Source organism: Streptomyces sp. CB01881, assembly GCF_002953255.1.
In the GTDB taxonomy this organism is placed as follows: domain Bacteria; phylum Actinomycetota; class Actinomycetes; order Streptomycetales; family Streptomycetaceae; genus Kitasatospora.
Window position 1 is genome coordinate 1,031,161 of the sequence record NZ_CP026498.1, and the last position, 19,397, is coordinate 1,050,557.

The window sequence follows — 19,397 nt, forward strand, 5'->3', positions numbered from 1 at the left end:
CGATCGCCGACGCCGTCGGCAACCCCGTACTCTCCACCCTGCTCGGCATCCTCTCCACCCACACCCAGCGGCTGCGCATCGTCCGCGGCATCCGGCACGCGCCCGCCCGCGAACAGGCCCACCGCGAACACGAAACCATCTGGCGGGCCCTGGTCAACCGCGATGCCGTCCTCGCCGCCAGCGCCAGCACCGTGCACGTGACCGCCGTCGAGGACTGGCTGGCCACCGGAATCCCCACCGAATCCCCCGGCCCCGGCACCAGCACCTCGTAACACCGAGGCCTCGGGCCTCCGGTCCTGTGCCCCCGGCGCGCAGCACCCCACCCCCAAGGACGGCACCAAGGCCCGCGAGTTCCTCGGCAAGCAGCTGCGCGGCAAGGGCATGGTCACCGAACTCCAGGGATCCCTCGACTCCATCAACGGCTACGAGCGCTCCGACGCCTTCGCCACCTGCATGAGGCGAAACCTCCCGGCGATCGAGGTGATCGCGCTGCCCACCGGCTGGAACGGCGACGTCGGCTCCTCCAAGCTCCAGTCCACCCTCGCCGCCAACCCGGGCCTCGGGCGGCATCTACCTGCAGGCCGGCGGCATCTTCCTCCAGCCCACCCTCGCCCTGCTCCAGTAGAAGGGCCTGCTCAAGGCCGCCGGCAGAGCGGCCACATCGTGATCGTCTCCAACGACGGCATTCCGGCCGGGCTCGACGCGATCCGCAAGGGCCGGATCGACGCCACCGTCAACCAGCCCGCCGGCCTCTCCTACGCGCAGGCCGTGGCAGGAATACATCGGATATTTCGTCAAACCCGCCAGGGCACCCTCCCCGGCCGGCCGACGCCTTCCCAGGCGTGGCATCAGCGCGGGTCGTGCAGCGTGGTACCGGTGCCCTCGTCGAAGCGGTAGTAGACGGCCAGACCCGGTTCGTTGCCGATCAGACGGCGGCCACGGTCGGCGGCGATCTCGGCGCCGCTGCGGGGGCGGAGCCAGATCCGCACCTCGTCCAGTTCGCCGCGCCCGAAGGAGCGGGCACCGCGCCCCAGGGTGAGCCCGCCGAGGCCGGCGTAAGGCATGTCGCAGGTGCGGCGGCCGACTTCGACGCCGTCGCGGTAGACGATCTGCTCGCGGGTGTCCCGGACGAAGACGCAGGCCCAGTGGTGCCAGTCGGTGTCCGTGGTGCGCTGCGGGATGTCCAGGTCGTCGTGGAAGAAGGCGAAGGTGAAGGTGTCGTCCGGGCGGAAGCCGATGTGCAGGGTGCGCAGCCGGACGCCCTTGGAGGCGCCGTGGCCGGTCATCGCCCGCAGGCCGTCGTGGTCGGCTCGCCCTGGACGGCAGGCGCGGCCCCGCTCCACACTCCACCGCGGCCGGCCCGCGACGCTCCCCACCGGCTCCACACTGCCTGCCCGCCGACCTCAACCACGGCGCACCGGTCGGCTTCGCGAGCAGCGCCCGTCAGGTCCTCGCACACGTTCGGCCGAGGTGCGGGGCGAAACGTCCGGTCGCCGCGGCCGGACCAGGCTGGGGCCGCTCAGGATGCGCTGGCCCGCGGTGGCAGGAGGATCCATGCCACCGGGGATGTCGGTCCTCGTGGCTACGATCACCGGCATGCCTGATGCCTTCACCGTCCTGTGGACCCACGACACGTGCCGCGCACTGCGGAAGGCGGGCCGCGTCGGCGAGCGGCCGCCGGTCGCCTTCAGCGGCGTCCACTCCTCGCTCCCGGCCTGGTCCGGCGCCCGGGCCGGGGACGAGGTGTACGCACTGCACGTCAACCGACGCGTCGTGTCCGTGGTGAGCCGCATGCGGGTCGTCGACCTGGAGCGGCAGGACTGCTGTGGCACCGCCCCCACGACCTGGAGCGATCCGGCCTTCCCGGGGCACGGCGACTGGTCCATGCTCGGCGCCGGCGGCTGCGGCGCCTCCGCGGTCCACGTCGACGCAACACCCGTCCGCTTCGACCTGACCGTCCCCGGCGACCTGCTCGCCACCCTGACCTGGCGGAACCGCCGGAACCAGACCCGCGTACTGAAGTACGTCGTGGACGGCCTCCTCGAACACTCGGTCAGCCTCCAGGGCTTCTACCGGCTCACCCCCGAGTCGGCCGACGAGCTGGCGGGGATCGTCGACGCCGTGGGCACCTCGATACCGGCGAGGTAGCCCGCTCCACGTCGTCCGGCCGGACGTCGTCAGTCGACCGGACCGGGCGCGAAGTGGTCACGCAGCCGGGCGGTCCTCGCGTCCCGGATGCGGAGGATCTGGCCCTGAGTGCCCGACCTCGCCGGCCACCGGGCGCGCCTCACCGCCCGTCGACCGGACCGGCGTCGGGAGAGCCGGCGCCCCGGGAGTCGGCATCGGGAGAGTCGGCGTCGGGAGAGCCGGCGTCGGGGCAGCGGGCGTGGTCGATCCCCCAGAGGCCCGCCTTGCTCAGCACCCAGTCCTGCAGCGGCGGGTCGTCGTAATTCTCCCGGTCGGTGAGGACGAAGCTCACCCACACGTCCTCGGCCGGCTTCAGTTCGAGGGTCCGCTGGTCGGACAGGTTCTCGTACGTCACGGTCCGCCAGGAGAGGCCGGCCGCGCTGAGCGCGGCGGTGAGCACCGACTCGGTGACGTGCGAGTCGACGGTGCGCAGCCCGCCACCGGGCACCGGGAGTTCCAGCTCCCCGTGCCAGACCGGGATGAACAGCCGCTCCAGCAGACCGCACCGGCAGAAGACCGGCTGCAGGCTGCCCCAGCCGAACCAGTGCGTCCCGGACGCGGCCCCGTCGACGGGCCCGCCGTCCCAGGGCTCACCGTAGCGGGCGGTGAGCCCTGGCAGCGCGGCGCCGACCCGGAGGGCGTCCAGCGCACCGGTCGCTGCCAGCGCCGTCAGTTCGGCGATGAGGCCGGACACCGGCGGTCCGGTGCGCTGGTCCTGTTGCATGACGGTCAAACCCCCGGGTTGGTCGTGGTGCCGGCGTCCGACGTCCGGCAATCGGCAATCGGCAATCGGCAATCGGCAATCGGCAATCGGCCAACAGTAGCCAACGGGCAGTCCGGAGATCGCGGGATCCGGCACGACTTTGTGCTGCCTCGCCATCACTCTCGCTGGACAGCTGGACAGCTGGACAGCTGGGCAACTGGACATCGGCGAGGCCCCGCGCTGGCGCCGGTGGCCACCGCGCCGGAGGCCTGTAGGCAGCACGAAGGGCGGCCGGACGCCTTCGTCACGTGTGGGGTGATCGCCCCTGACCACGGCCCGACCCCGGCCACGCCCCGCCCCCGACCCCGCGCGCGGGGCGCGACACGGGGCGGGGCCGGGACCTGGTCCGTCAGGAACCAGGGACCAGGACCAGGGACCAGGATCAGGGATGCAGAACGCGCGAGGGCGCCGCCGCGTTGTCGGCCGCCGCCTGGGAGCGGACGGCGGGGGTGACGCAGACGTCGTCGCCCGGCCAGGCCTCCCGCCAGACGTAACCGGAGGTGCAGGTGTGCGGCCCGTAGGGTCCGGACACCCAGCGGCTGTAGCGGGCCGCGTTGTCGGCGGCGGCCTGACTGCGGGTCGACGGCGTCACGCAGGTGTAGTCGCGGAAGTCGCCGTCCCGCCACACGTACCCCGGGACGCAGGTGTTCGGCCCGTAGATCCCCACCGACGTCGCCGAGTAGACCGTCACGCTCGCGGTGCCGCCGCTGATCGACGTGGCGATCGAGTCGCCGTTGGCGTTCAGCGAGGTGACGGGCAGCCGGGCACCGCCGTCCAGCGTGCGCTGGAGGTAGGGCGTCCCGTTGACGACCTCGTGGATCAGCACCACGTCGTTCGGGATCCCGGCGGAGTAGCCCGCCTTACGGGTGAACTCCACCGTGTAGTAGTGGAACGGGTCCGAGCCGATCGGCACCCGCAGCAACAGCGGGTGGGAGCCGTCGTCGCTCTGGAACGAGCTGAGGGTGTGGCTGCTCCAGCCGGCCGGGGCGACCGCCACCCGGCCGTGGTCGACCCAGCCGAGCTTGTCGAGCTGGAACCCGACCAGGCCCACCGGCTGCGTGTTGCCGTAGGTGCCGCCGGTGCCCGAGGCGTAGACGTTGGCCGCGCTCATCTCGTCCCACGGGTCGTCGTACTCACCCGGCGCGGACCACGGGGCGTTGCGGTAGCCGGTGTCGTTGGAGAAGGAGTGCCCCAGTCCGTACCCGTGCAGCATCTCGTGGGCGACGGACACCGAGCCGAGGCCCGTGCCGTCCAGGTAGATCGCGCCGCCCGCGCCCCACCAGTCGATGCCCACGTTCGTGACGACGACCGTGCGGTGGCCCGCCGGGACGGTGTACCCGCCGGCGCTCGCCGCGTTGACGCAGTCGTTGAACCGGGTCCACCGGTCCCGGCCCTGTTCCTGTGCGAGGGTGTAGGGCATCGTGAACCAGCCCGCGGCGTTGGAGTTGCGGATCCGCACCGCGCCGCCCGAGATGCTCTTGAAGTAGTCGTCCATGCCTCCGGTGCCGGCGCCGGAGTCGGTGAAGAAGTTCTTCAGCCAGGCTGCGCTGTGCGGCTCGGACGCGTTGTCCGAGACCTTGCACATCAGGATCGACCAGCCCGTGTTGCCCCGCACCGGCACCGCCTGAGCGCCCTGCGGAACACCCCACACCGCCATGACGAGCGCGGTCACGAGCACCGCTCCCCCGGCGCGGATCCGGCGCAGCCACCGCCCCCGCCAGCCATGCACCCGACAATCATGCTTACCCAAGCCTTCCCCCTCTCAGCACCCCCGGGCCCGTCCCCGGACAGGCGACCGCACCCGTACCCACGCATCGATGAGCAATAAACCCCTTACGGAAAAGGCCAGTTGAGAAGTCCCGAGCGCCCGCCCGCACCACCGGAGCAGCCTGCCGCCAGGGCGTATACGCCTCACACCCCGGGTCGGCTCGCGCCCTCCAGTCGGCGGGCGCTCCACCCCCGGGCCGCCTCCGAACAGGCTTGCCACGTCCAACCCCGAGAACAGACCCCGAGAACAGACCCCGAAAGCAGACGCCGAAAGCAGACCCCGAAAGCAGACGCCGCGAGCGGGCACTGAGAGCCTGGCGCACGTCCACCCCACCAACTCCGGCTCGGTCACAGCTTAATAACGTCCCGTCAGTTGACTGGATGTGACATTGCACATATCACATCATGCTCCCCATGAGAAAAGTCGTAGCCCTGCTCTCGGCCGCCGCAGCCGTAGCCGCCTTCGGCGGAGCGTCCGCCAGTGCCGCCTCCGACGTCCCCGCCCCCGAGGACGTCGGCCAGGGAAAGCTCGTCTGGAGCTCCTGCAATGACGCCGCCACTCCCGCGCTGCAGTGCGCGATGCTCGAAGTGCCGGTGGACTACGCCGACCCGCGCGGCCGCAAGATCAAAATCAAGGTGAACCGCCTGCCCGCCACCGCGCCCAGGGACAAGCAGCAGGGCCCGATCCTGCTCAACCCCGGCGGGCCCGGCTCCTCCGGGCTCTGGATGCCCGCCTTCGTCTCCGGGAAGCTCCCGCAGGACGTCGCCTCCACCTACGACTGGATCGGCTTCGACATCCGCGGCACCAACGCGAGCGAGCCCCATGTCGTCTGCGACGCCCACTACTTCGACGCTGAGCGCCCCGACTACCAGGTGAGTCAGGGCAGTTCGAAGGCCTGGCTGGCGAAGGCGGCCGGCTACGCCGCCAACTGCGCGGCCGACTGGTCCTGGCTCCTGCCGCACATGACCACCGTCGACAGCGCGCGCGACATGGACAGCATCCGGCGGGCGCTCGGTGTCCGGCAGATCAGCTTCTACGGCGGGTCCTGGGGCACCTCGCTGGGCTCCACGTACGGCCAGCTCTTCCCCTCGCACGTACGACGGATGGTGCTGGACAGCATCGTCGGACCGACCATCAGCTGGTACGACCACAACATCCTGCAGGACAAGGAACACCAGCGCCGCTTCGACGCCTTCGCGGCCTGGGCGGCCAAGGCCGACTCCGTCTACCACCTGGGCACCGACGCCGCGTCCGTCAAGAAGGCGTACGACCAGGTCGAGGCCGCACTGCGGACCGACCCGGTGGACGCCGCGCCGGCCCCGGGGAAGATCGGCCCGGCCGAGTTCGAGGACATCTTCTACGGCGGGGGCTACAACTTCCTGCGCTGGCCCCGGATGGCCACCGTCCTCTCGGCCCACGTCACCCAGCACGACACCCGCCCGCTCGCCATCGCGTACAACCGGTACGCGGCGCCGGGCGGTGACGACGGCGCCTTCCCGGCCTACAACGCGGCGCAGTGCAACGAGAACGCGTGGCCGCGCGACTGGGAGTTCTGGAAGAAGGACCAGGCCAAGGTCAACGCGGTCGCGCCCTTCTACACGTACAACAACATGTGGTACAACGCCGCCTGCATGTTCTGGCCCTCCCAGGGCAACCCGGCGGGCCGGACGAAGATCACCGGCAAGGGACTGCCGCCCGTCCTGCTCTTCCAGGCCACCGAGGACGCCGCCACCCCGTACGAGGGCGGGCTCGCCATGCACGACGCGCTGCCCGGCTCGAAGCTGGTCGTGCAGACCGGCGGCAGCTTCCACGAGATCCTCTTCCACGGCAACGCCTGCCTGGACGACACCTTCACCGCGTACCTCCGCGACGGCAGCCTCCCCACGGGTGGCGGCCGCATCGCCAAGACCTGTGCCCCCGAGGCCGATCCCGACCCCGTCTACGTGACCCCGCCGCCGGCCCTCACCGGCAAGACCGCCACCGGCGCCGCCACCGACGCCACCCCGCTCGCGCCCACCGACCCCGAGGCGGTCCGCGGCGCGCTCCACTGATCGGCCCCGCCCCGGGACCGTGGCGCGTGCCACGGCCCCGGGGCGGCGGTGACGGCGTGGCCGGCAAACCGGGGCCCGGGGTCGGATCCGGCGGCCGACGGCCGGCAAAGCAGGGGCTGCATCCGGCGGACGGCAACGGGGGGCTGCGGCGGCACGGACGCCCTGGCGACCCGCGGGTCTCAGGCCACGTCGTGCGGACGGAACTGGATGCTGATCCGCGGGCCCACCGGGCGCGCGCTCTTCGGGACGGCGTGCTCCCAGGTGCGCCGGCAGGAGCCGCCCATGACCACCAGGTCCCCGTGCCCCAGCGGCTTGCGCACGACCGGGCCGCCGCCGTGGCGCCGGCGCAGCACCAAGGCACGCGGTTCGCCCACGGACAGGATCGCCACCATGGTGTCCTCGCGGGCACCGCGCCCGATCCGGTCGCCGTGCCAGGCCACGCTGTCGCGGCCGTCCCGGTAGTAGCAGAGGCCGAGGGTGCGGAAGGGCTCGCCCAGTTCCTCGGCGTAGTGCCGGCTGAGCGCCGAGCGGGCCTGGTCGAGCACGGGGTGCGGCGGTTCGGCGTCCGCCGGATAGGAGGCCAGCAGGCGGGGTACGTCGACCGTCCGCTCGTACATCTCGCGCCGCTCGGCCCGCCAGGGCACGGTCGCGGCCAGCTGTTCGAACAGCCGGTCGGCCCGTCGGCCCACCCCGCAGCGCACCGGTGCCGGGCGCGTCCCTGCCTCCGCGGCGTTTCGCCCGGCTGACGGTCCGGCAGGCCGTCTAGTCTCGGCCCGTGGGACAGCCCGACCAGCGCGCCGAAGGCGCAGGACCGTTCACCACCCGGCTCACCTGGCGCCCGCCGGGCGGCGGCACCGCCGTGTGGGAGTCACGACTCGCCCGGCGGCGCGGCCTCCTCGCCGTCCACCCTCCCGGCGCGCCCACCGGCCGGCACGCGAGCGCCGACGACGTCGCGATCGCCCGCCTGCGAAGGCTCAACGCCATCGCCGCGACCGCCTTCATCATCGGCGGCGCCCTCTTCGCGGCGGGTGCCGGCGTCGCGCAGTTCGGCTCCGGCGACGCCACCACCTGCGCCTCGCTCTACTTCGCCGGCGGCCTGTTCTTCAACACCGGCGGATACGTCTCGCTGCTCCAGGTCGTCAACGCACCCCGCCACGTCCCCGGAGGCGAGGGCCGGCTGGTCACCCACCGCTGGCGCTGGTGGAGCTACGAACCGACACGGGTCGACTGGCTGAGCGCGTTCGTCCTGTTCGCCGGAACCCTGGTGTTCGCCGTCAACCTGATCGACTCCTTCCTGCAAGGACTGAGCGTCCAGCAGGTCAACCGGCTGATCTGGACCCCCGACGTCATCGGCTGCATCCTGTTCCTGGTCTCCGGCCACCTCGCCTTCGTCGAGATCTGCCACGGCCGACCCTGCGTCCGCCGCCGCAGCCTCGGCTGGTGGATCGTCGCCGTGAACCAGCTCGGTTCCGTCCTCTTCATGATCTCGGCGCTCGCCGCCTACACCCGCCCCGCGACCGACAGCCTCGTCAACGCCGACATCGCCAACTGGGGCACCCTCACCGGCGCCCTCTGCTTCTCCGTCGGCGGCATCCTCCAGCACCTCGAACGTCCCTGACGCGGCGCCCGGACACTGTGAGCCGGGCGGTGCACGCGGGGCGACGGGGACGGGGCGGTGGGGACGGGGCGGCGCAGGCGGGCGGCGTCTGCGGATGACGCTGTCAGCTCAGGGCGTCGGCGAGCATGAGCGCGGCGACGGCCGACAGGGCGACGGCGAAGGCGCTCTGGAGGGCGCGGCCGCTGAGGCGGTCGGCCAGGCGTTTGCCGTCCCAGGCGCCCAGCACGGCCGCGGCGGTGAACGGCGCGACGACCGCCCAGTCGAGGCTGCCGGTCGCGCCGAGGCGGGGCAGCAGGGCTGCCAGCGCGCTGGCCGAGATCACCAGCAGGCTGGTGCCGACGGCCTCGGCCATGGTGAGGGCGAGGACGGAGACCAGGGCGGGGACGGCGAGGAAGCCGCCGCCGACGCCGAGCAGTCCGGTGACCGCGCCCAGGCCGGCGCCGGTGGTGACCGCCCGGAGCCCGGTGGGTTTCACCCCGGCGGCCGACTCACCCGTCACCACTGCCTCACCCGTCACGGCCCATCGGTTCGCCGCAACGGCCGGATCGGGCACGGTGGTTGCAGCCCGGGCCGTTGCGGCCACAGCAGGTGCGGCCACGGCGGATCCGGCCACGGCGGGTCCGGACGTCTCCCGCCGGCCGGCCAGCATCCGCCAGGCCGCCAGGGCTGCCAGGACGGCGAAGCCGGCGGTGAGCAGCGCGGCCGGCAGGTGCGCGGAGAGCGTGCCGGCCACGGTGGCCGTCGGCAGCCCGGCCGCGGCGAACAGCAGCCCGGTGCGCCAGCGCACGCGCCCGGCCCGGGCGTGGGCGAGCAGCCCGGTCAGCGAGGTGACGGCGACGATCAGCAGGGCGGCGGTGCCGGCGTGGGCGGGGCTGAAGCCGAGCAGGTAGATCAGAGCCGGGACGGCGAGCATGCTGCCGCCCCCGCCGAGGCCGCCCAGGGCCAGGCCGACCACGGCGCCTGCAGCCAGGGCGAGGACGAGCGTGGTCATATGACCTGTCCGCCCGCGCCGTGCGCGGAGACGACCGGGAGCCCGGCTCCGGCCCAGGCCCGCATGCCGCCGGCCACGTTCACGGCGTCGACGCCCTGCGCGGCGAGCAGGGTGACGGCCTGCTGTGAGCGGTGGCCCGAGCGGCAGACGGCCAGCACGGTCCGTCCCGCCACGCCCGGCGGGAGCTCGCTGCCGAGGCTGAGCGCGGCGAGGACTCCGAGCGGCAGCGGGACGGCGGCGGGGGCGTGCCCGGCCGCGAACTCGTCCCGTTCGCGGACGTCGAGGAGGACGGCGAGGCCGGCCGAGAGCATCCGCTCGGCCTGGGCCGGATCGGCCTGGCGGGGAGCAGGCGGCTGGTGGGGCGGGAGCATGGCGGCCTCCGGGGTGGCGCGGTACGGGAAGGGAAGGGAGCTGAAGGGAAGAGAGCTCTCGGCGGACCGGTCGACGGTGGCCGCGGCCGGGGCCGGGGCCGGGGCCGGAAGAGCGCGCCCGTCCTCGGGTGCCGGCAGGGCCGGAGCGGACGGGTGGGGCGCGGCGGGGCCGACCCCCGGGTGGCGGCCGGCGTGGGCTGCCCTCTTGCCGTCGATAATACCCATGGGGGTATCGTAGAGAGCAAGAGATACCCCACCCCGTATTTTTTTCGGGCATGACGACCGCCTCCCACCACCCCCGCGGCCCCCTGTGGCGGCCGGACAGGAGAGTTCCACGTGTTCTTCGCCCAGTACTACCTCGACTGCCTCTCCCAGGCCTCGTACCTGGTCGCCGACGAGACCACCGGCCGCGCCGTGGTGGTGGACCCGCGCCGCGACGTCGACGAGTACCTCGCGGACGCCGAGGCGCACGGCTTCACCGTCGAGGCGGTGATCAACACCCACTTCCACGCGGACTTCCTCGCCGGCCACCTGGAGCTGGCGGCCCGCACCGGCGCCTGGATCGGCTACGGCCGCCGCGCGGAGACCGAGTACCCGATCCGCAAGCTGGCCGACGGCGAACGGATCAGCCTGGGCGACGTCACCCTGCAGATCATGGAGACCCCCGGCCACACCCCCGAATCGATCAGCGTGCTGGTCCACGAGCGGGCCGAGGACACCGTCCCCTACGGCGTGCTCACCGGCGACGCGCTGTTCATCGGCGACGTCGGCCGCCCCGACCTGCTCGCCTCGGCCGGCGTGAGCGCCGACGAACTCGGCCGGATGCTCTACGACAGTGTCCAGCGCAGGCTGATGTCCCTGCCCGACGAGGTCCGCGTCTACCCCGCCCACGGCGCCGGCACCTCCTGCGGAAAGAACCTCTCCACCGAGCGCCAGTCCACCATCGGCGCCCAGCGCGCCACCAACTACGCGTGCGCCCCGATGAGCGAGCAGGAGTTCGTCGCCATCGTCACCGCCGGGCAGGCCGCCGCGCCGGGCTACTTCGGCTACGACGCCACCCTCAACCGCCAGGACCGGCCCCTCTTCGACGCCGCGCAGGCCGCCCGCCCGCTGACCACCGACGAGTTCCGGGCCCTGCGCACGGCCGGGGCGCTCGTCCTCGACGCCCGCCCGCCGCACGAGTTCGCCGCCGGCCACCTGCGCGGCGCCGTCAACGTCCCGGCCGACGGGCGCTTCGCCGAACAGGCCGGCGCCGTCCTGACGCCGGACGCCGACCTCCTCGTCGTCGCGCCGGACGGCCGCGCCGAGGAGGTCGTCACCCGGCTGGCCCGGATCGGGTTCGACCGTACCGCCGGCCACCTGCACGACCCGGAGACCACCCTCGCCGAGCTGGCCGACGACCTCACCCCCGCCGGCCGGGTCACCGTCGACCAGCTGCGCACCGCCCTCGCCACGGAGCAGCCTCCACTGGTGCTCGACGTCCGCACCTGCGCCGAGCGCGCCGAGGGGGCCGTCCCCGGCTCGGCACACCTCGCCCTCAACGAGCTGCCCCACCGGCTGGACGAACTCCCCGCCGGCCGGCCGCTCGTGGTGCACTGCGCCGGGGGCCACCGCTCCTCCGTCGCGGCCAGCCTGCTGCGCCACCACGGCTTCGCGGACGTCTCCGACCTGCTCGGCGGGTACGCCGCCTGGCAGGCCGCCCACCGGCCGACCACCTGAGCCGACGACTACCGGCGGCCGACCGCCGTCCGCCGTCCGCGCCGCGTGCCGATCGCCGAGCTCCGCTCGAAAAATACCCCTCCGGGTATACTGGAACCGGGGGAAACGACGCCACAGGAGATGTGACCATGCAGGTTGACGAGGACGCTGTCGGCGCGGTGCTCAACCGCCTTCGCCGGGCCCAGGGCCAGCTCGCCGGAGTGATCGCGATGATCGAGGCCGGGCGCGACTGCAAGGACGTCGTGACCCAGCTCGCGGCCGTCTCGCGCGCACTCGACCGGGCCGGATTCAAGATCGTGGCCAGTGGCATGCGGCAGTGCCTGGCCACCGCCGACGGCGACGCCCCGCCGATGAGCGAGACCGAGCTGGAGAAGCTCTTCCTGGCCCTCGCCTGACGCGCCCACCGCAGCGGGAGACCGCGGGCGCGTCCGCTCGCCGCCCCGCCCGCCCGGACCCATCCGTTCAACGACCCCGGACACGCTCCGGAAGCCGGAGAGAAACCATGGACCACGGCATCACCACCACCCTCGACCTGCCCTTCGACGAAGCCGTGCGGCAGGTGCGCGACGCGCTCGCCGAGCAGGGCTTCGGCATCCTCACCGAGATCGACATGCAGGCGACACTGCGGGCCGGGCTGGGCGAGGAGATCGAGGACTACCTCGTCCTCGGCGCCTGCAACCCCCCGCTCGCCCACCGCGCACTCCAGGGCGACCGGCGCATCGGCCTGCTCCTGCCGTGCAACGTCGTGGTCCGCACCGTCGACGGCCGGACCGCGGTGGAGGCCATGGACCCACAGCTGATGGTCCAGGTCACCGGAGAGGCCGGACTCGGCGCCGTCGCCGACGAGGCGGCCGCCCGCCTGCGCGCCGCGCTGGACTCGCTCACCGCCTGACCGGCGCTTCCGGGGCCCGCCCGCGCGGGCCCTTTTCCTGTACCTCCTCTATACCCCCACCCGTATTTTCGCGGGATCCCCCATCGCAACGGAGCCCCCCGTGCAACACCTCGACGCCCCCCTCCCCCGACCCTCCGCCACACCGCCCGAACAGCGGGACCCGGCCGCCGGACCGCCGGACGCGGCACCGCGGCCCGGCCCGCTGGGCCGCCTGGGCGTCTGGTCCGTCCGTCACTTCAAGGCCGTGCTGGCCGGCTGGCTGCTGGTCGTGATCGGGCTCGGCGCCTTCGCCCCGCAGGTCACCAGCGCGCTGTCCGGCGCCGGCTGGCAGGCCGACGGCTCCGAGTCGGTGAAGGTCCGCCAGGTCGCCGAGCAGCACTTCGCCGGCAACGCCTCCTCCGCGCTCCAGATCGTGGTCAGTGCCGACCGGCCGGTCACCGAACCCGCCGTCCGGCGGGTCGTCGCCGAGGCGTCCGCGATCGCCGCCGCCGACCCCCGGGTCTCCACCGTCATCGCACCCCAGCCCGGTGCCACCATCAGCCCGGACGGCCGCACCGCCGTCCTGCTCGCCGGCGCCGCCGCCTCCCCCGACGACATGGTCCGCGCCGCCGACGACCTCAAGGGCCCGCTGAACAAGCTGTCGCGGGACGGCGTCACCGTGCACGCGACCGGCGCCTCCGTGCTGTGGAGCGACTTCAACAAGGCCAACCACGACGCCATGATGAAGTCCGAGATCATGTCCTGGCCGGTCACCCTGGCCATCCTCGTCCTCGCCTTCGGCTCGCTGGTCGCCGCCGGCCTGCCGCTCCTGCTCACCATGGCCGGACTCGCCGCGTCCGCCGGGTCGCTCGTCCTGATCAGCCATCTGTTCCCGGTGTCGGTCTGGGCGATGAACTTCGCCATGATGTTCGCCCTCGCCCTGGGAATCGACTACGCGCTGTTCATGGTCGTCCGGTTCCGCGCCGCCCGCACCGGGGGCTCCCGTGACCACACCCGGGCCGTGGCGCAGACCATGGACACCGCCGGCAAGGCCGTCCTGCTCTCCGGGGCGACCGTCCTGGTGAGCCTGTCCGCCGTCATGCTGGTGCCCTCCCCGGCGTTCAGGTCGATGGCCGGCGGCATCATGCTCGCCGTCCTGTTCGTCCTCGCCGCCACCCTGACCCTGCTGCCCGCCGTCCTCGGCAGGCTCGGCCACCGGGTCGACGCCCTCGCCCTGCCCTGGGCACGTTCCGCCGAGAGCCGCTCGCCGCGCTTCGCCGCCTGGGGCGAACGGCTGTGGAAGCACCCGCTGCGCTACGGGGCCCTCGCCCTCGCCGCGCTGATCGCCCTGGCCGCCCCCGTCGTCGGCCTGCGCACCGCGATGCCCTCCATCGCCGTCCTCCCCGAGGACGCCAGCGCGCGGGCGGGCTACACCGCCGTCCAGCAGGCCTTCGGTCCCGGCGCCCCGGGCACCCTGCAGATCCTCACCCCGGCCGCGAACGCCGCGGAGGTGAGCGCGCGCCTCGCCGACGCGCCCGGCATCGCCGGCACCATGCCCGCGACCCCCGCCGCCGACGGCTCCGGCTGGTCGATGATCCAGGCCGTGCCCACCGTAGACCCCTCCAGCCCCGACCTCGCGCACACCGTGCACGCCCTGCGCGCCGACCTCCCCCCGGACACCCTGGTGGGCGGCGCGGCCGTGGAGAACCTCGACCTCCAGCACCTGCTGGCCGAGAAGACCCCGCTGGTCATCGGCGTCGTCATGGCCCTGGGCTTCCTGCTGCTGCTCGTCGCGCTGCGCGCACCACTGATCGCCGCCCTCGGCACCGCCGCGAGCCTGCTCTCCACCGGGGCCGCGTTCGGCGTCGCCCGCCTGGTCTTCCAGGACGGCCACGGCGCCGGCCTGCTCGGGTTCACCCCGCAGGGGTTCCTCGACGGCTGGGCACCGGTGTTCTTCTTCGCGATGATCTTCGCCATCGCGATGGACTACACGGTCTTCCTGCTCGCCTCCGCCAAGGAGCACTACGAGCGGACCGGCGACCCCCGCGAGGCCATGGTGGGCGCCCTCGCCCACTCCGGCCGGGTGGTCTTCGCAGCGGCCGGCGTGATGGTCGCGGTGTTCTTCACCTTCGCCCTGTCCGGCCCGCTGCCGCCCAAGGAGATGGGCATCGTCCTCGGCGTCGCCGTCCTGCTCGACGCCGCCCTGGTCCGGCTGGTCCTGCTGCCGGTCCTCCTGCGCCTGACCGGGCGCGCCGCCTGGCACACCCCGGCCTGGCTGGACCGCGTGCTGCCGAGGATCTCCTTCTCCCACGACTGACCATCCGCCCCGGCGCGTGTCGGCGGGACCGTGTGACGCGGTCCCGCAGACACGCGTCGGGCCGTGTCGGACGATGTCCGACACGGCCCGATCCGACCGGCGCCCGCCCTTCGGCGGTGGCCCTTCAGCGCCGGCCCAGGAGCCTGGCCAGGAACCCGCCGCCCTTACCGGCGCTCCGGTCGCACGCACAGCGGTCGGCCTTGCGCACCCCGGCCAGCACCTGCTCGACGTGCATCCCGCACCCCGCATAGCCCGCCTTGCCACAGCTGCGGCACACCGTACGTCGACACATCGCATGACTCCTTGCCTCACGGCCCCGCGGCGGGGCACCTTCCCTCCAATATACCGGGAGGGGTATTTTTCCGGCCGCCGGGACGCCGGCCTCCCGGGCCACCCGCCGCCCCGACGCGGAACACCGGCCCGGCCGCCGTCGAGGACCCGGCGTCGGGCCCGGCCCGGAGACTGCCCGGCGGCCGGGTGGGCGGGCAGCGCCGGGCCCTGTTCGTCCGGAGGGCCCGGCACCCTTGCCGGAGGCCGTGGGCGGGACGCGCCCGGCCACCCGGCCGCCGGGCGGCTCAGTGCAGGACGGTGACGGGCGGTTCGCCGCCGGTGCCGTCGTGGGCGACGAGAACGAAGCGGCCCCCGGCGACGGGCCACAGGACCACCGGGTCGATCCGGGTGTGCCCGGGGACCGACTGCTTGGACTGCCGGCTCCCGGTCGGGGCGGCGAAGTGGTAGAGCGAGTTGTCGTGGGTCAGCGCCCACACCGTGTCACCGTCCGCGGCGACGCCTTCGACCGACTCGTCCACGCCCGCGGTCCACCGCTGGGTGCCGTCGGCCAGGGAGAAGGCGACCAGCCGTCCGGTGCCCCGTCGGCGGGTGCCGTGGGCGGTCGCCTCGAAGGTGATGTCGTCCGGCTTCACCGCCGGAGCGACGAGCAGGTCCCCGACCACCACCGCGCCGTAGGCGGGCCGGGCGGGGAAGGTGTCGTCGAGTCCCGATCCCGGTTGGACGACCAGGTCGAACTCGGGGCCGGAGACCGGGACGGTGGAGCGCAGGCGGCCGTCCCGGGCGTAGCCGAGCACGGCATGGGTGCCGCGGCCGGCCTCCTCGTCCACCCAGAGCGTGACCGGGTCGGCGGCGAGCAGGGCGAGGCCCTTGAGCCGGCTGGTGACCGGGAGTTCGGTGTGCGTCTGCTCCCGGCCGTCCGCCGGTCGCAGCGTCCGCAGGACGGGGGCCGTCTCCCCGCAGCGGGCGACGGTCACCACGGCGGCCGGGGCCCCGGCCAGGGCGACCGGGGTGCAGCCGGGCTCGGTGCGGGTCTGCCAGAGCGTCCTGCCGTCGGCGAGGGCGGCCGCCCGCCAGCCCCCGTTCTCCTGGAGCACGGCCAGCCCGCCCGCGATGGCGGCGGTTGCGGCGACGGCGTCGTCGCCGGACCGGCCGGGCGCGTCCACGGACGTTGCCCAGCGGGCCGTGCCGGTGGCCAGGCCGAGGGCGGTCACGGTGGCGCAGGGCTTGCCGTGCGCGCTGTGGCCGACCAGGCCGACGCCGTCGCCGGTGGCCTCGCTCATGGTGCACACGGTGTCCTGGCCGGGCGGGGTCCACCGCCAGGCGACCTCGCCGGTGTCGACGCGGTAGCCGACGACGGCGTCGGCGCGGGCGCGGACCAGGATGCCGCCGTCGAGCCAGGCGCCGATCCCCCGGGCGTCGGAGGGCCGGTCCGGCTGCGCCTGCCAGACCGCTCCGACTTCCACGTCGTGCTCGTAGGGAAAGGTCACGACCGCCAGGAGCACCCCCGCCAGCGCGGCCGCCGCGGCGGGCCGGCGGCCCGTCTTGACGGCGCGGTAGAGCCCCCAGGGGGCGAACGGCATCAGGTTCACCATGATCCCGACCAGGAACAGCACGGCGGCCGCGTCCCCGCCGTTCCCCGTCCCGATGGCGACGAACGCGATGACCGGCTCGGCAACGCCGACCGCCGCCAGCAGGGCCCCCATGGCCGGCCGGATCCACCGGGACACCCCGCGAGCGGGCTCCGGCCCGTCGCCCCCCGCCGGCGTCCCGTCCGGTCCGTCGTCCGGCATCTCCTCCGGCCTGCGGTCCTCGATCATGTCCGACTCCCCCGTGTCGCCGCCGTCTGCGGCGGCGGCGCAGAGGCAACCTACCGAAGATCACAGCACGCCACGATGGCGAAGTACCCGATCACGGCAGGGATTTGCCTGATCTTGACGCGGGCCGGAGCGGCCGGGCGGTCGCCGGCCGGTCCACCCGGCGTCAGGCCGCGACGAGGCTCAGCGGGTCCGCGCTCCAGTCGGCGCTCCGGAGCTCCTTCAGCAGTTCGGACGGGGGGACCGTCACCACGGTGCAGGCCGCGTGGGCCTGGCAGTAGCGGCTCACCGAGGGCCGCAGGATCCGGGGCAGGCGGCCGCGCCGTCCGGCGCCCACCACCAGCAGGTCGTCCGGGCGGTCGGCGACCGCCACCAGGGCCCGGCCGGCGTCGGCCCGCAGCACCATCGGCTCGATCCGGACGCCCTCCGGGTATCCGCCGAAGGCCTGCTCGAAGGCCTCGTCGAGCCGCTCGCGGGCCGCCTGCGCCCAGAGCCGTGCCAGCGGCGGGCACGGCTGGGCGCGGTAGGCCGGCTCGCCGCCGACCGGGGTCCAGGCGATCACGGGGACGAGGACGGCTCCGCGGAACACGGCCTCCTCCACGGCGCGGTGCAGGGCGGCCAGGTTGGCCAGCGAGCCACTGATTCCGACGATTACCCGAGTACCCTCGGTCATGACTCTCATCTTCCTTCGAATCGCAGGTGGTTTCGGGATTATAGCCAGCTATTCACATGCATGGCAACCAGATCCACCTGGGATCACGCAATCACCCCCAGCCTCGACCCCCCGTCGGCGATACGCCGGCCGGGAGGTCGGGAGCGCGGGATGAGTCAGGGTCATGTCAAGCCTGTGGAGCGGAAACGGCTCGTCCCCGGCCCACTGGAGGGGCGGGCCGGGGACGCAGGGTGCGAGACGGTGCCGGCCGGCCTCAGCGGTCGAGCGGAGCCGGCGCCGGCGCGGCCTCGACGCCCGCCGCCGGGGACGCGGCCAGGGCCACCACCCGGCCCGCCCGGCCCCGGGAGGCACGCGACAGCAGCACGTAGAACCCTGCCGCGAGCGCGCCCGAGAGGACGAAGCTGAGGTCGATCCCGCCGGTCAGCGAGAGCAGCGGGCCCCGGTAGACCGGCGTGTCCACCGCGCACAGCCCGACGGCGCTGCCGACGGCCCAGGCGACGGTGGCCGGGACGTTCCAGCCCGCGCGGTACCAGTAGATGCCGCCGCGGGTGCCGTGGTTGTAGACCTGGAGCGAGCGCCGGTCGTAGTCGCCCCGGCAGCGCCGGTGGCCGATCAGCGTGATGACCGCCCACGGCGTGCCGATCGCGGTCAGCACCAGGACGAAGGAGGTCACGGCGTCCTGCGCGCTCCAGACGAAGTGGCCGAGGAAGACGAGCACGGTCGCCGTCGCCGCCACCACGTAGGTGGCCTGCCGCCGGGTCGCCCGGGGCAGGATGGCGTCCAGGTCCAGGCCCATGCTGTAGAGCATCAGACCGGTGTTGCCCGCGCTGCCGAGCAGGCCGTTGAGCAGCAGCGGCACGAGGATCCAGAGCGGGGCGCCCTTGATCAGGCTGCCGACGTAGTCGTTGCCCGCGCCGGTGGCGACGGCGGTGAAGGCGCCGAACAGCTGCGGGATCAGCAGGCCCAGGAAGAGCCCCGCGGCCGTGGCCCCCAGCACGCGCCGGTTGCCGTGCTTCGCCGGGGAGACGTAGCGGGTGTAGTCGCCGAGCAGGGTGATGAACGCGATGGGGCCGCTCAGCCCGGCCGCGACCACGGCCAGCAGCCAGGTCTACCAGAACCCGCCGAGCAGGTACGCGCCGTGGGCGGAGCCGTCGAAGTGGGGCGCGAAGGCGAGGAGGCCGGCCAGCAGCAGGGCGCCCATGGCCCACATCAGCACGCGTTCCATCCTCAGCAGCAGCTGGTAGCCGAAGATGGCCGCCGTCGCGCTGAGCCCGGCCAGCACGCTGTACGTGATCACGTACGAGACGCCGCCCGCCGGCAGCCCTAGCAGGCGGTTGAGCGCGCCGACCACCACGTCGCCGCCGACCCACAGGGCCAGGGCGGTGTAGCCGAGGGAGAGCAGCAGCCCGATCACCGAGCCGAGCAGCCGCCCGCGGACGCCGAAGAAGGCGCCGGAGCTGGTGGACAGGTTGGTGGCGGTGCGCAGCGACACCAGGGCCAGCGGCGCGGTCAGCACGATGCCCAGGGCCGTGCCGAGGAGCAGGGAGGTGGCACTGGCCCAGAAGGAGAGGCCGAAGGAGACCGGGAGCCAGCCGAACACCACCACGCCGAACGCGAGGTTCGAGCCGACCAGGATGGAGAGCACGTCGCGTGGCGTACTGGTGCGCTCGGCCTCGGGGATGGTGTCGACGCCGTGCTGTTCGATCAGCGCGTGGCCGCCGGCGGACGGGGCTTGGAACATGTGCATCGTCTTCCTGGCGCTCGCGGCGGCGGAACGAGGAGGGGATCGCCGCCGGGTGCCGGCAGGGCCGAGGCCGCACCAACCCGTCCATGCTTCGTGGCGGAGGCGCGCGGGGACACCGTCCGATCCTCCACAACGCGCCGGCGCCCGGACCGGGACCGCTGTCGGGTGCTACGGCCGCCGCCGATTCGGGCGCACCGCGTGCGCGGCCGGCCGCACAGG

At 73.7% G+C, this 19,397-nt stretch carries 17 protein-coding genes and 2 pseudogenes; 9 read left to right on the forward strand and 10 right to left on the reverse strand.

Features of this window, described 5'->3' with window-relative positions:
- Positions 1–272, forward strand: a 272-nt coding sequence (locus tag C2142_RS39325) for an FCD domain-containing protein (RefSeq protein ID WP_241002380.1), incomplete at its 5' end; no start/stop codon positions are given.
- 73 nt (positions 273–345) lie between these two features.
- Positions 346–897: pseudogene (locus tag C2142_RS04780) on the forward strand (substrate-binding domain-containing protein); the annotation flags it as partial.
- Here C2142_RS04780 and C2142_RS04785 read toward each other — a convergent pair.
- The gene (locus C2142_RS04785; protein ID WP_148641227.1) at positions 849–1,286 is read right to left on the reverse strand and encodes a LamG-like jellyroll fold domain-containing protein; all 438 of its coding nucleotides are present in this window, start codon (positions 1,284–1,286) and stop codon (positions 849–851) included. The pseudogene C2142_RS04780 and the gene C2142_RS04785 sit on opposite strands and share 49 nt — an antisense overlap.
- A 310-nt stretch (positions 1,287–1,596) precedes the next feature.
- Here C2142_RS04785 and C2142_RS04790 point away from each other — a divergent pair, with 310 nt between their 5' ends.
- The gene (locus C2142_RS04790) at positions 1,597–2,148 is read left to right on the forward strand and encodes a hypothetical protein (protein WP_148641228.1); all 552 of its coding nucleotides are present in this window, start codon (positions 1,597–1,599) and stop codon (positions 2,146–2,148) included.
- A gap of 139 nt (positions 2,149–2,287) precedes the next feature.
- On the opposite strand, the gene C2142_RS04795 is transcribed toward C2142_RS04790, so the two are convergent.
- Positions 2,288–2,911: a hypothetical protein gene (locus tag C2142_RS04795; protein WP_148641229.1), complete on the reverse strand. Its 624-nt coding sequence runs from the start codon at positions 2,909–2,911 to the stop codon at positions 2,288–2,290.
- A gap of 421 nt (positions 2,912–3,332) precedes the next feature.
- Positions 3,333–4,622, reverse strand: a complete 1,290-nt coding sequence (locus C2142_RS04800) for a hypothetical protein (protein WP_148641230.1) — start codon at positions 4,620–4,622, stop codon at positions 3,333–3,335.
- A 509-nt stretch (positions 4,623–5,131) separates the two neighbouring features.
- Between C2142_RS04800 and C2142_RS04805 the strand changes: the two genes are divergently transcribed.
- Complete coding sequence (locus C2142_RS04805; protein WP_148641231.1) at positions 5,132–6,769, forward strand: alpha/beta hydrolase; 1,638 nt, start codon at positions 5,132–5,134, stop codon at positions 6,767–6,769.
- Between the two features lie 179 nt (positions 6,770–6,948).
- Here the strand turns inward: C2142_RS04805 and C2142_RS04810 are convergent, their stop codons facing one another.
- The gene (locus C2142_RS04810; protein ID WP_241002382.1) at positions 6,949–7,458 is read right to left on the reverse strand and encodes an alpha-ketoglutarate-dependent dioxygenase AlkB; all 510 of its coding nucleotides are present in this window, start codon (positions 7,456–7,458) and stop codon (positions 6,949–6,951) included.
- Between the two features lie 86 nt (positions 7,459–7,544).
- On the opposite strand from C2142_RS04810, the gene C2142_RS04815 reads away from it, so the two are divergent.
- The gene (locus C2142_RS04815; protein ID WP_148641232.1) at positions 7,545–8,387 is read left to right on the forward strand and encodes a hypothetical protein; all 843 of its coding nucleotides are present in this window, start codon (positions 7,545–7,547) and stop codon (positions 8,385–8,387) included.
- Positions 8,388–8,490: 103 nt separating this feature from the next.
- Here C2142_RS04815 and C2142_RS04820 read toward each other — a convergent pair whose 3' ends face one another.
- Together C2142_RS04820 and C2142_RS41915 are read right to left on the reverse strand one after the other, a co-directional pair.
- Positions 8,491–9,378, reverse strand: a complete 888-nt coding sequence (locus C2142_RS04820; protein WP_148641233.1) for a sulfite exporter TauE/SafE family protein — start codon at positions 9,376–9,378, stop codon at positions 8,491–8,493.
- Positions 9,375–9,974, reverse strand: a complete 600-nt coding sequence (locus C2142_RS41915; protein WP_346766358.1) for a rhodanese-like domain-containing protein — start codon at positions 9,972–9,974, stop codon at positions 9,375–9,377. The genes C2142_RS04820 and C2142_RS41915 overlap by 4 nt, the downstream gene beginning before the upstream one ends.
- Before the next feature lie 111 nt (positions 9,975–10,085).
- Here C2142_RS41915 and C2142_RS04830 point away from each other — a divergent pair, with 111 nt between their 5' ends.
- The 4 genes from C2142_RS04830 to C2142_RS04845 all read left to right on the forward strand — a co-directional run bounded on the left by C2142_RS04830 (position 10,086) and on the right by C2142_RS04845 (position 14,656).
- The gene (locus tag C2142_RS04830) at positions 10,086–11,468 is read left to right on the forward strand and encodes an MBL fold metallo-hydrolase (RefSeq protein ID WP_148641234.1); all 1,383 of its coding nucleotides are present in this window, start codon (positions 10,086–10,088) and stop codon (positions 11,466–11,468) included.
- Positions 11,469–11,596: 128 nt separating this feature from the next.
- Entirely contained in the window at positions 11,597–11,863 is a 267-nt protein-coding gene (locus tag C2142_RS04835; RefSeq protein ID WP_148641235.1) for a metal-sensitive transcriptional regulator, read from the forward strand.
- A gap of 107 nt (positions 11,864–11,970) precedes the next feature.
- Positions 11,971–12,360 carry a DUF302 domain-containing protein gene (locus tag C2142_RS04840; RefSeq protein ID WP_148641236.1) on the forward strand — a complete coding sequence of 130 codons (390 nt, stop codon included), beginning with the start codon at positions 11,971–11,973 and terminating at the stop codon, positions 12,358–12,360.
- 100 nt (positions 12,361–12,460) lie between these two features.
- Entirely contained in the window at positions 12,461–14,656 is a 2,196-nt protein-coding gene (locus C2142_RS04845) for an MMPL family transporter (RefSeq protein ID WP_148641237.1), read from the forward strand.
- A gap of 124 nt (positions 14,657–14,780) precedes the next feature.
- Here the strand turns inward: C2142_RS04845 and C2142_RS04850 are convergent, their stop codons facing one another.
- The 4 genes and pseudogenes from C2142_RS04850 to C2142_RS04865 form a co-directional block, all read right to left on the reverse strand.
- On the reverse strand, positions 14,781–14,948 hold the full coding sequence (locus C2142_RS04850; RefSeq protein ID WP_174315586.1) for a hypothetical protein: 168 nt from the start codon (positions 14,946–14,948) through the stop codon (positions 14,781–14,783).
- A gap of 283 nt (positions 14,949–15,231) precedes the next feature.
- Complete coding sequence (locus C2142_RS04855; protein WP_148641238.1) at positions 15,232–16,764, reverse strand: PQQ-binding-like beta-propeller repeat protein; 1,533 nt, start codon at positions 16,762–16,764, stop codon at positions 15,232–15,234.
- A 163-nt stretch (positions 16,765–16,927) separates the two neighbouring features.
- A complete protein-coding gene (locus C2142_RS04860; RefSeq protein ID WP_148641239.1) occupies positions 16,928–17,434 on the reverse strand; it encodes a universal stress protein in 507 nt (168 codons plus the stop codon).
- Between the two features lie 253 nt (positions 17,435–17,687).
- Positions 17,688–19,175 (reverse strand): annotated as a pseudogene (locus tag C2142_RS04865) (cytosine permease).
- Positions 19,176–19,397 lie beyond the last annotated feature (222 nt).

Bases quoted from the DNA above. Each gene is read 5' to 3' on its own strand.
- C2142_RS04795 (WP_148641229.1), bottom strand. From the start codon at position 2,911: ATGCAACAGGACCAGCGCACCGGACCGCCGGTGTCCGGCCTCATCGCC.
- C2142_RS04860 (WP_148641239.1), bottom strand. From the start codon at position 17,434: ATGACCGAGGGTACTCGGGTAATCGTCGGAATCAGTGGCTCGCTGGCC.
- C2142_RS04805 (WP_148641231.1), top strand. From the start codon at position 5,132: ATGAGAAAAGTCGTAGCCCTGCTCTCGGCCGCCGCAGCCGTAGCCGCC.
- C2142_RS41915 (WP_346766358.1), bottom strand. From the start codon at position 9,974: ATGGGTATTATCGACGGCAAGAGGGCAGCCCACGCCGGCCGCCACCCG.
- C2142_RS04785 (WP_148641227.1), bottom strand. From the start codon at position 1,286: ATGACCGGCCACGGCGCCTCCAAGGGCGTCCGGCTGCGCACCCTGCAC.
- C2142_RS04840 (WP_148641236.1), top strand. From the start codon at position 11,971: ATGGACCACGGCATCACCACCACCCTCGACCTGCCCTTCGACGAAGCC.
- C2142_RS04855 (WP_148641238.1), bottom strand. From the start codon at position 16,764: ATGATCGAGGACCGCAGGCCGGAGGAGATGCCGGACGACGGACCGGAC.
- C2142_RS04835 (WP_148641235.1), top strand. From the start codon at position 11,597: ATGCAGGTTGACGAGGACGCTGTCGGCGCGGTGCTCAACCGCCTTCGC.
- C2142_RS04820 (WP_148641233.1), bottom strand. From the start codon at position 9,378: ATGACCACGCTCGTCCTCGCCCTGGCTGCAGGCGCCGTGGTCGGCCTG.
- C2142_RS04790 (WP_148641228.1), top strand. From the start codon at position 1,597: ATGCCTGATGCCTTCACCGTCCTGTGGACCCACGACACGTGCCGCGCA.
- C2142_RS04850 (WP_174315586.1), bottom strand. From the start codon at position 14,948: ATGTGTCGACGTACGGTGTGCCGCAGCTGTGGCAAGGCGGGCTATGCG.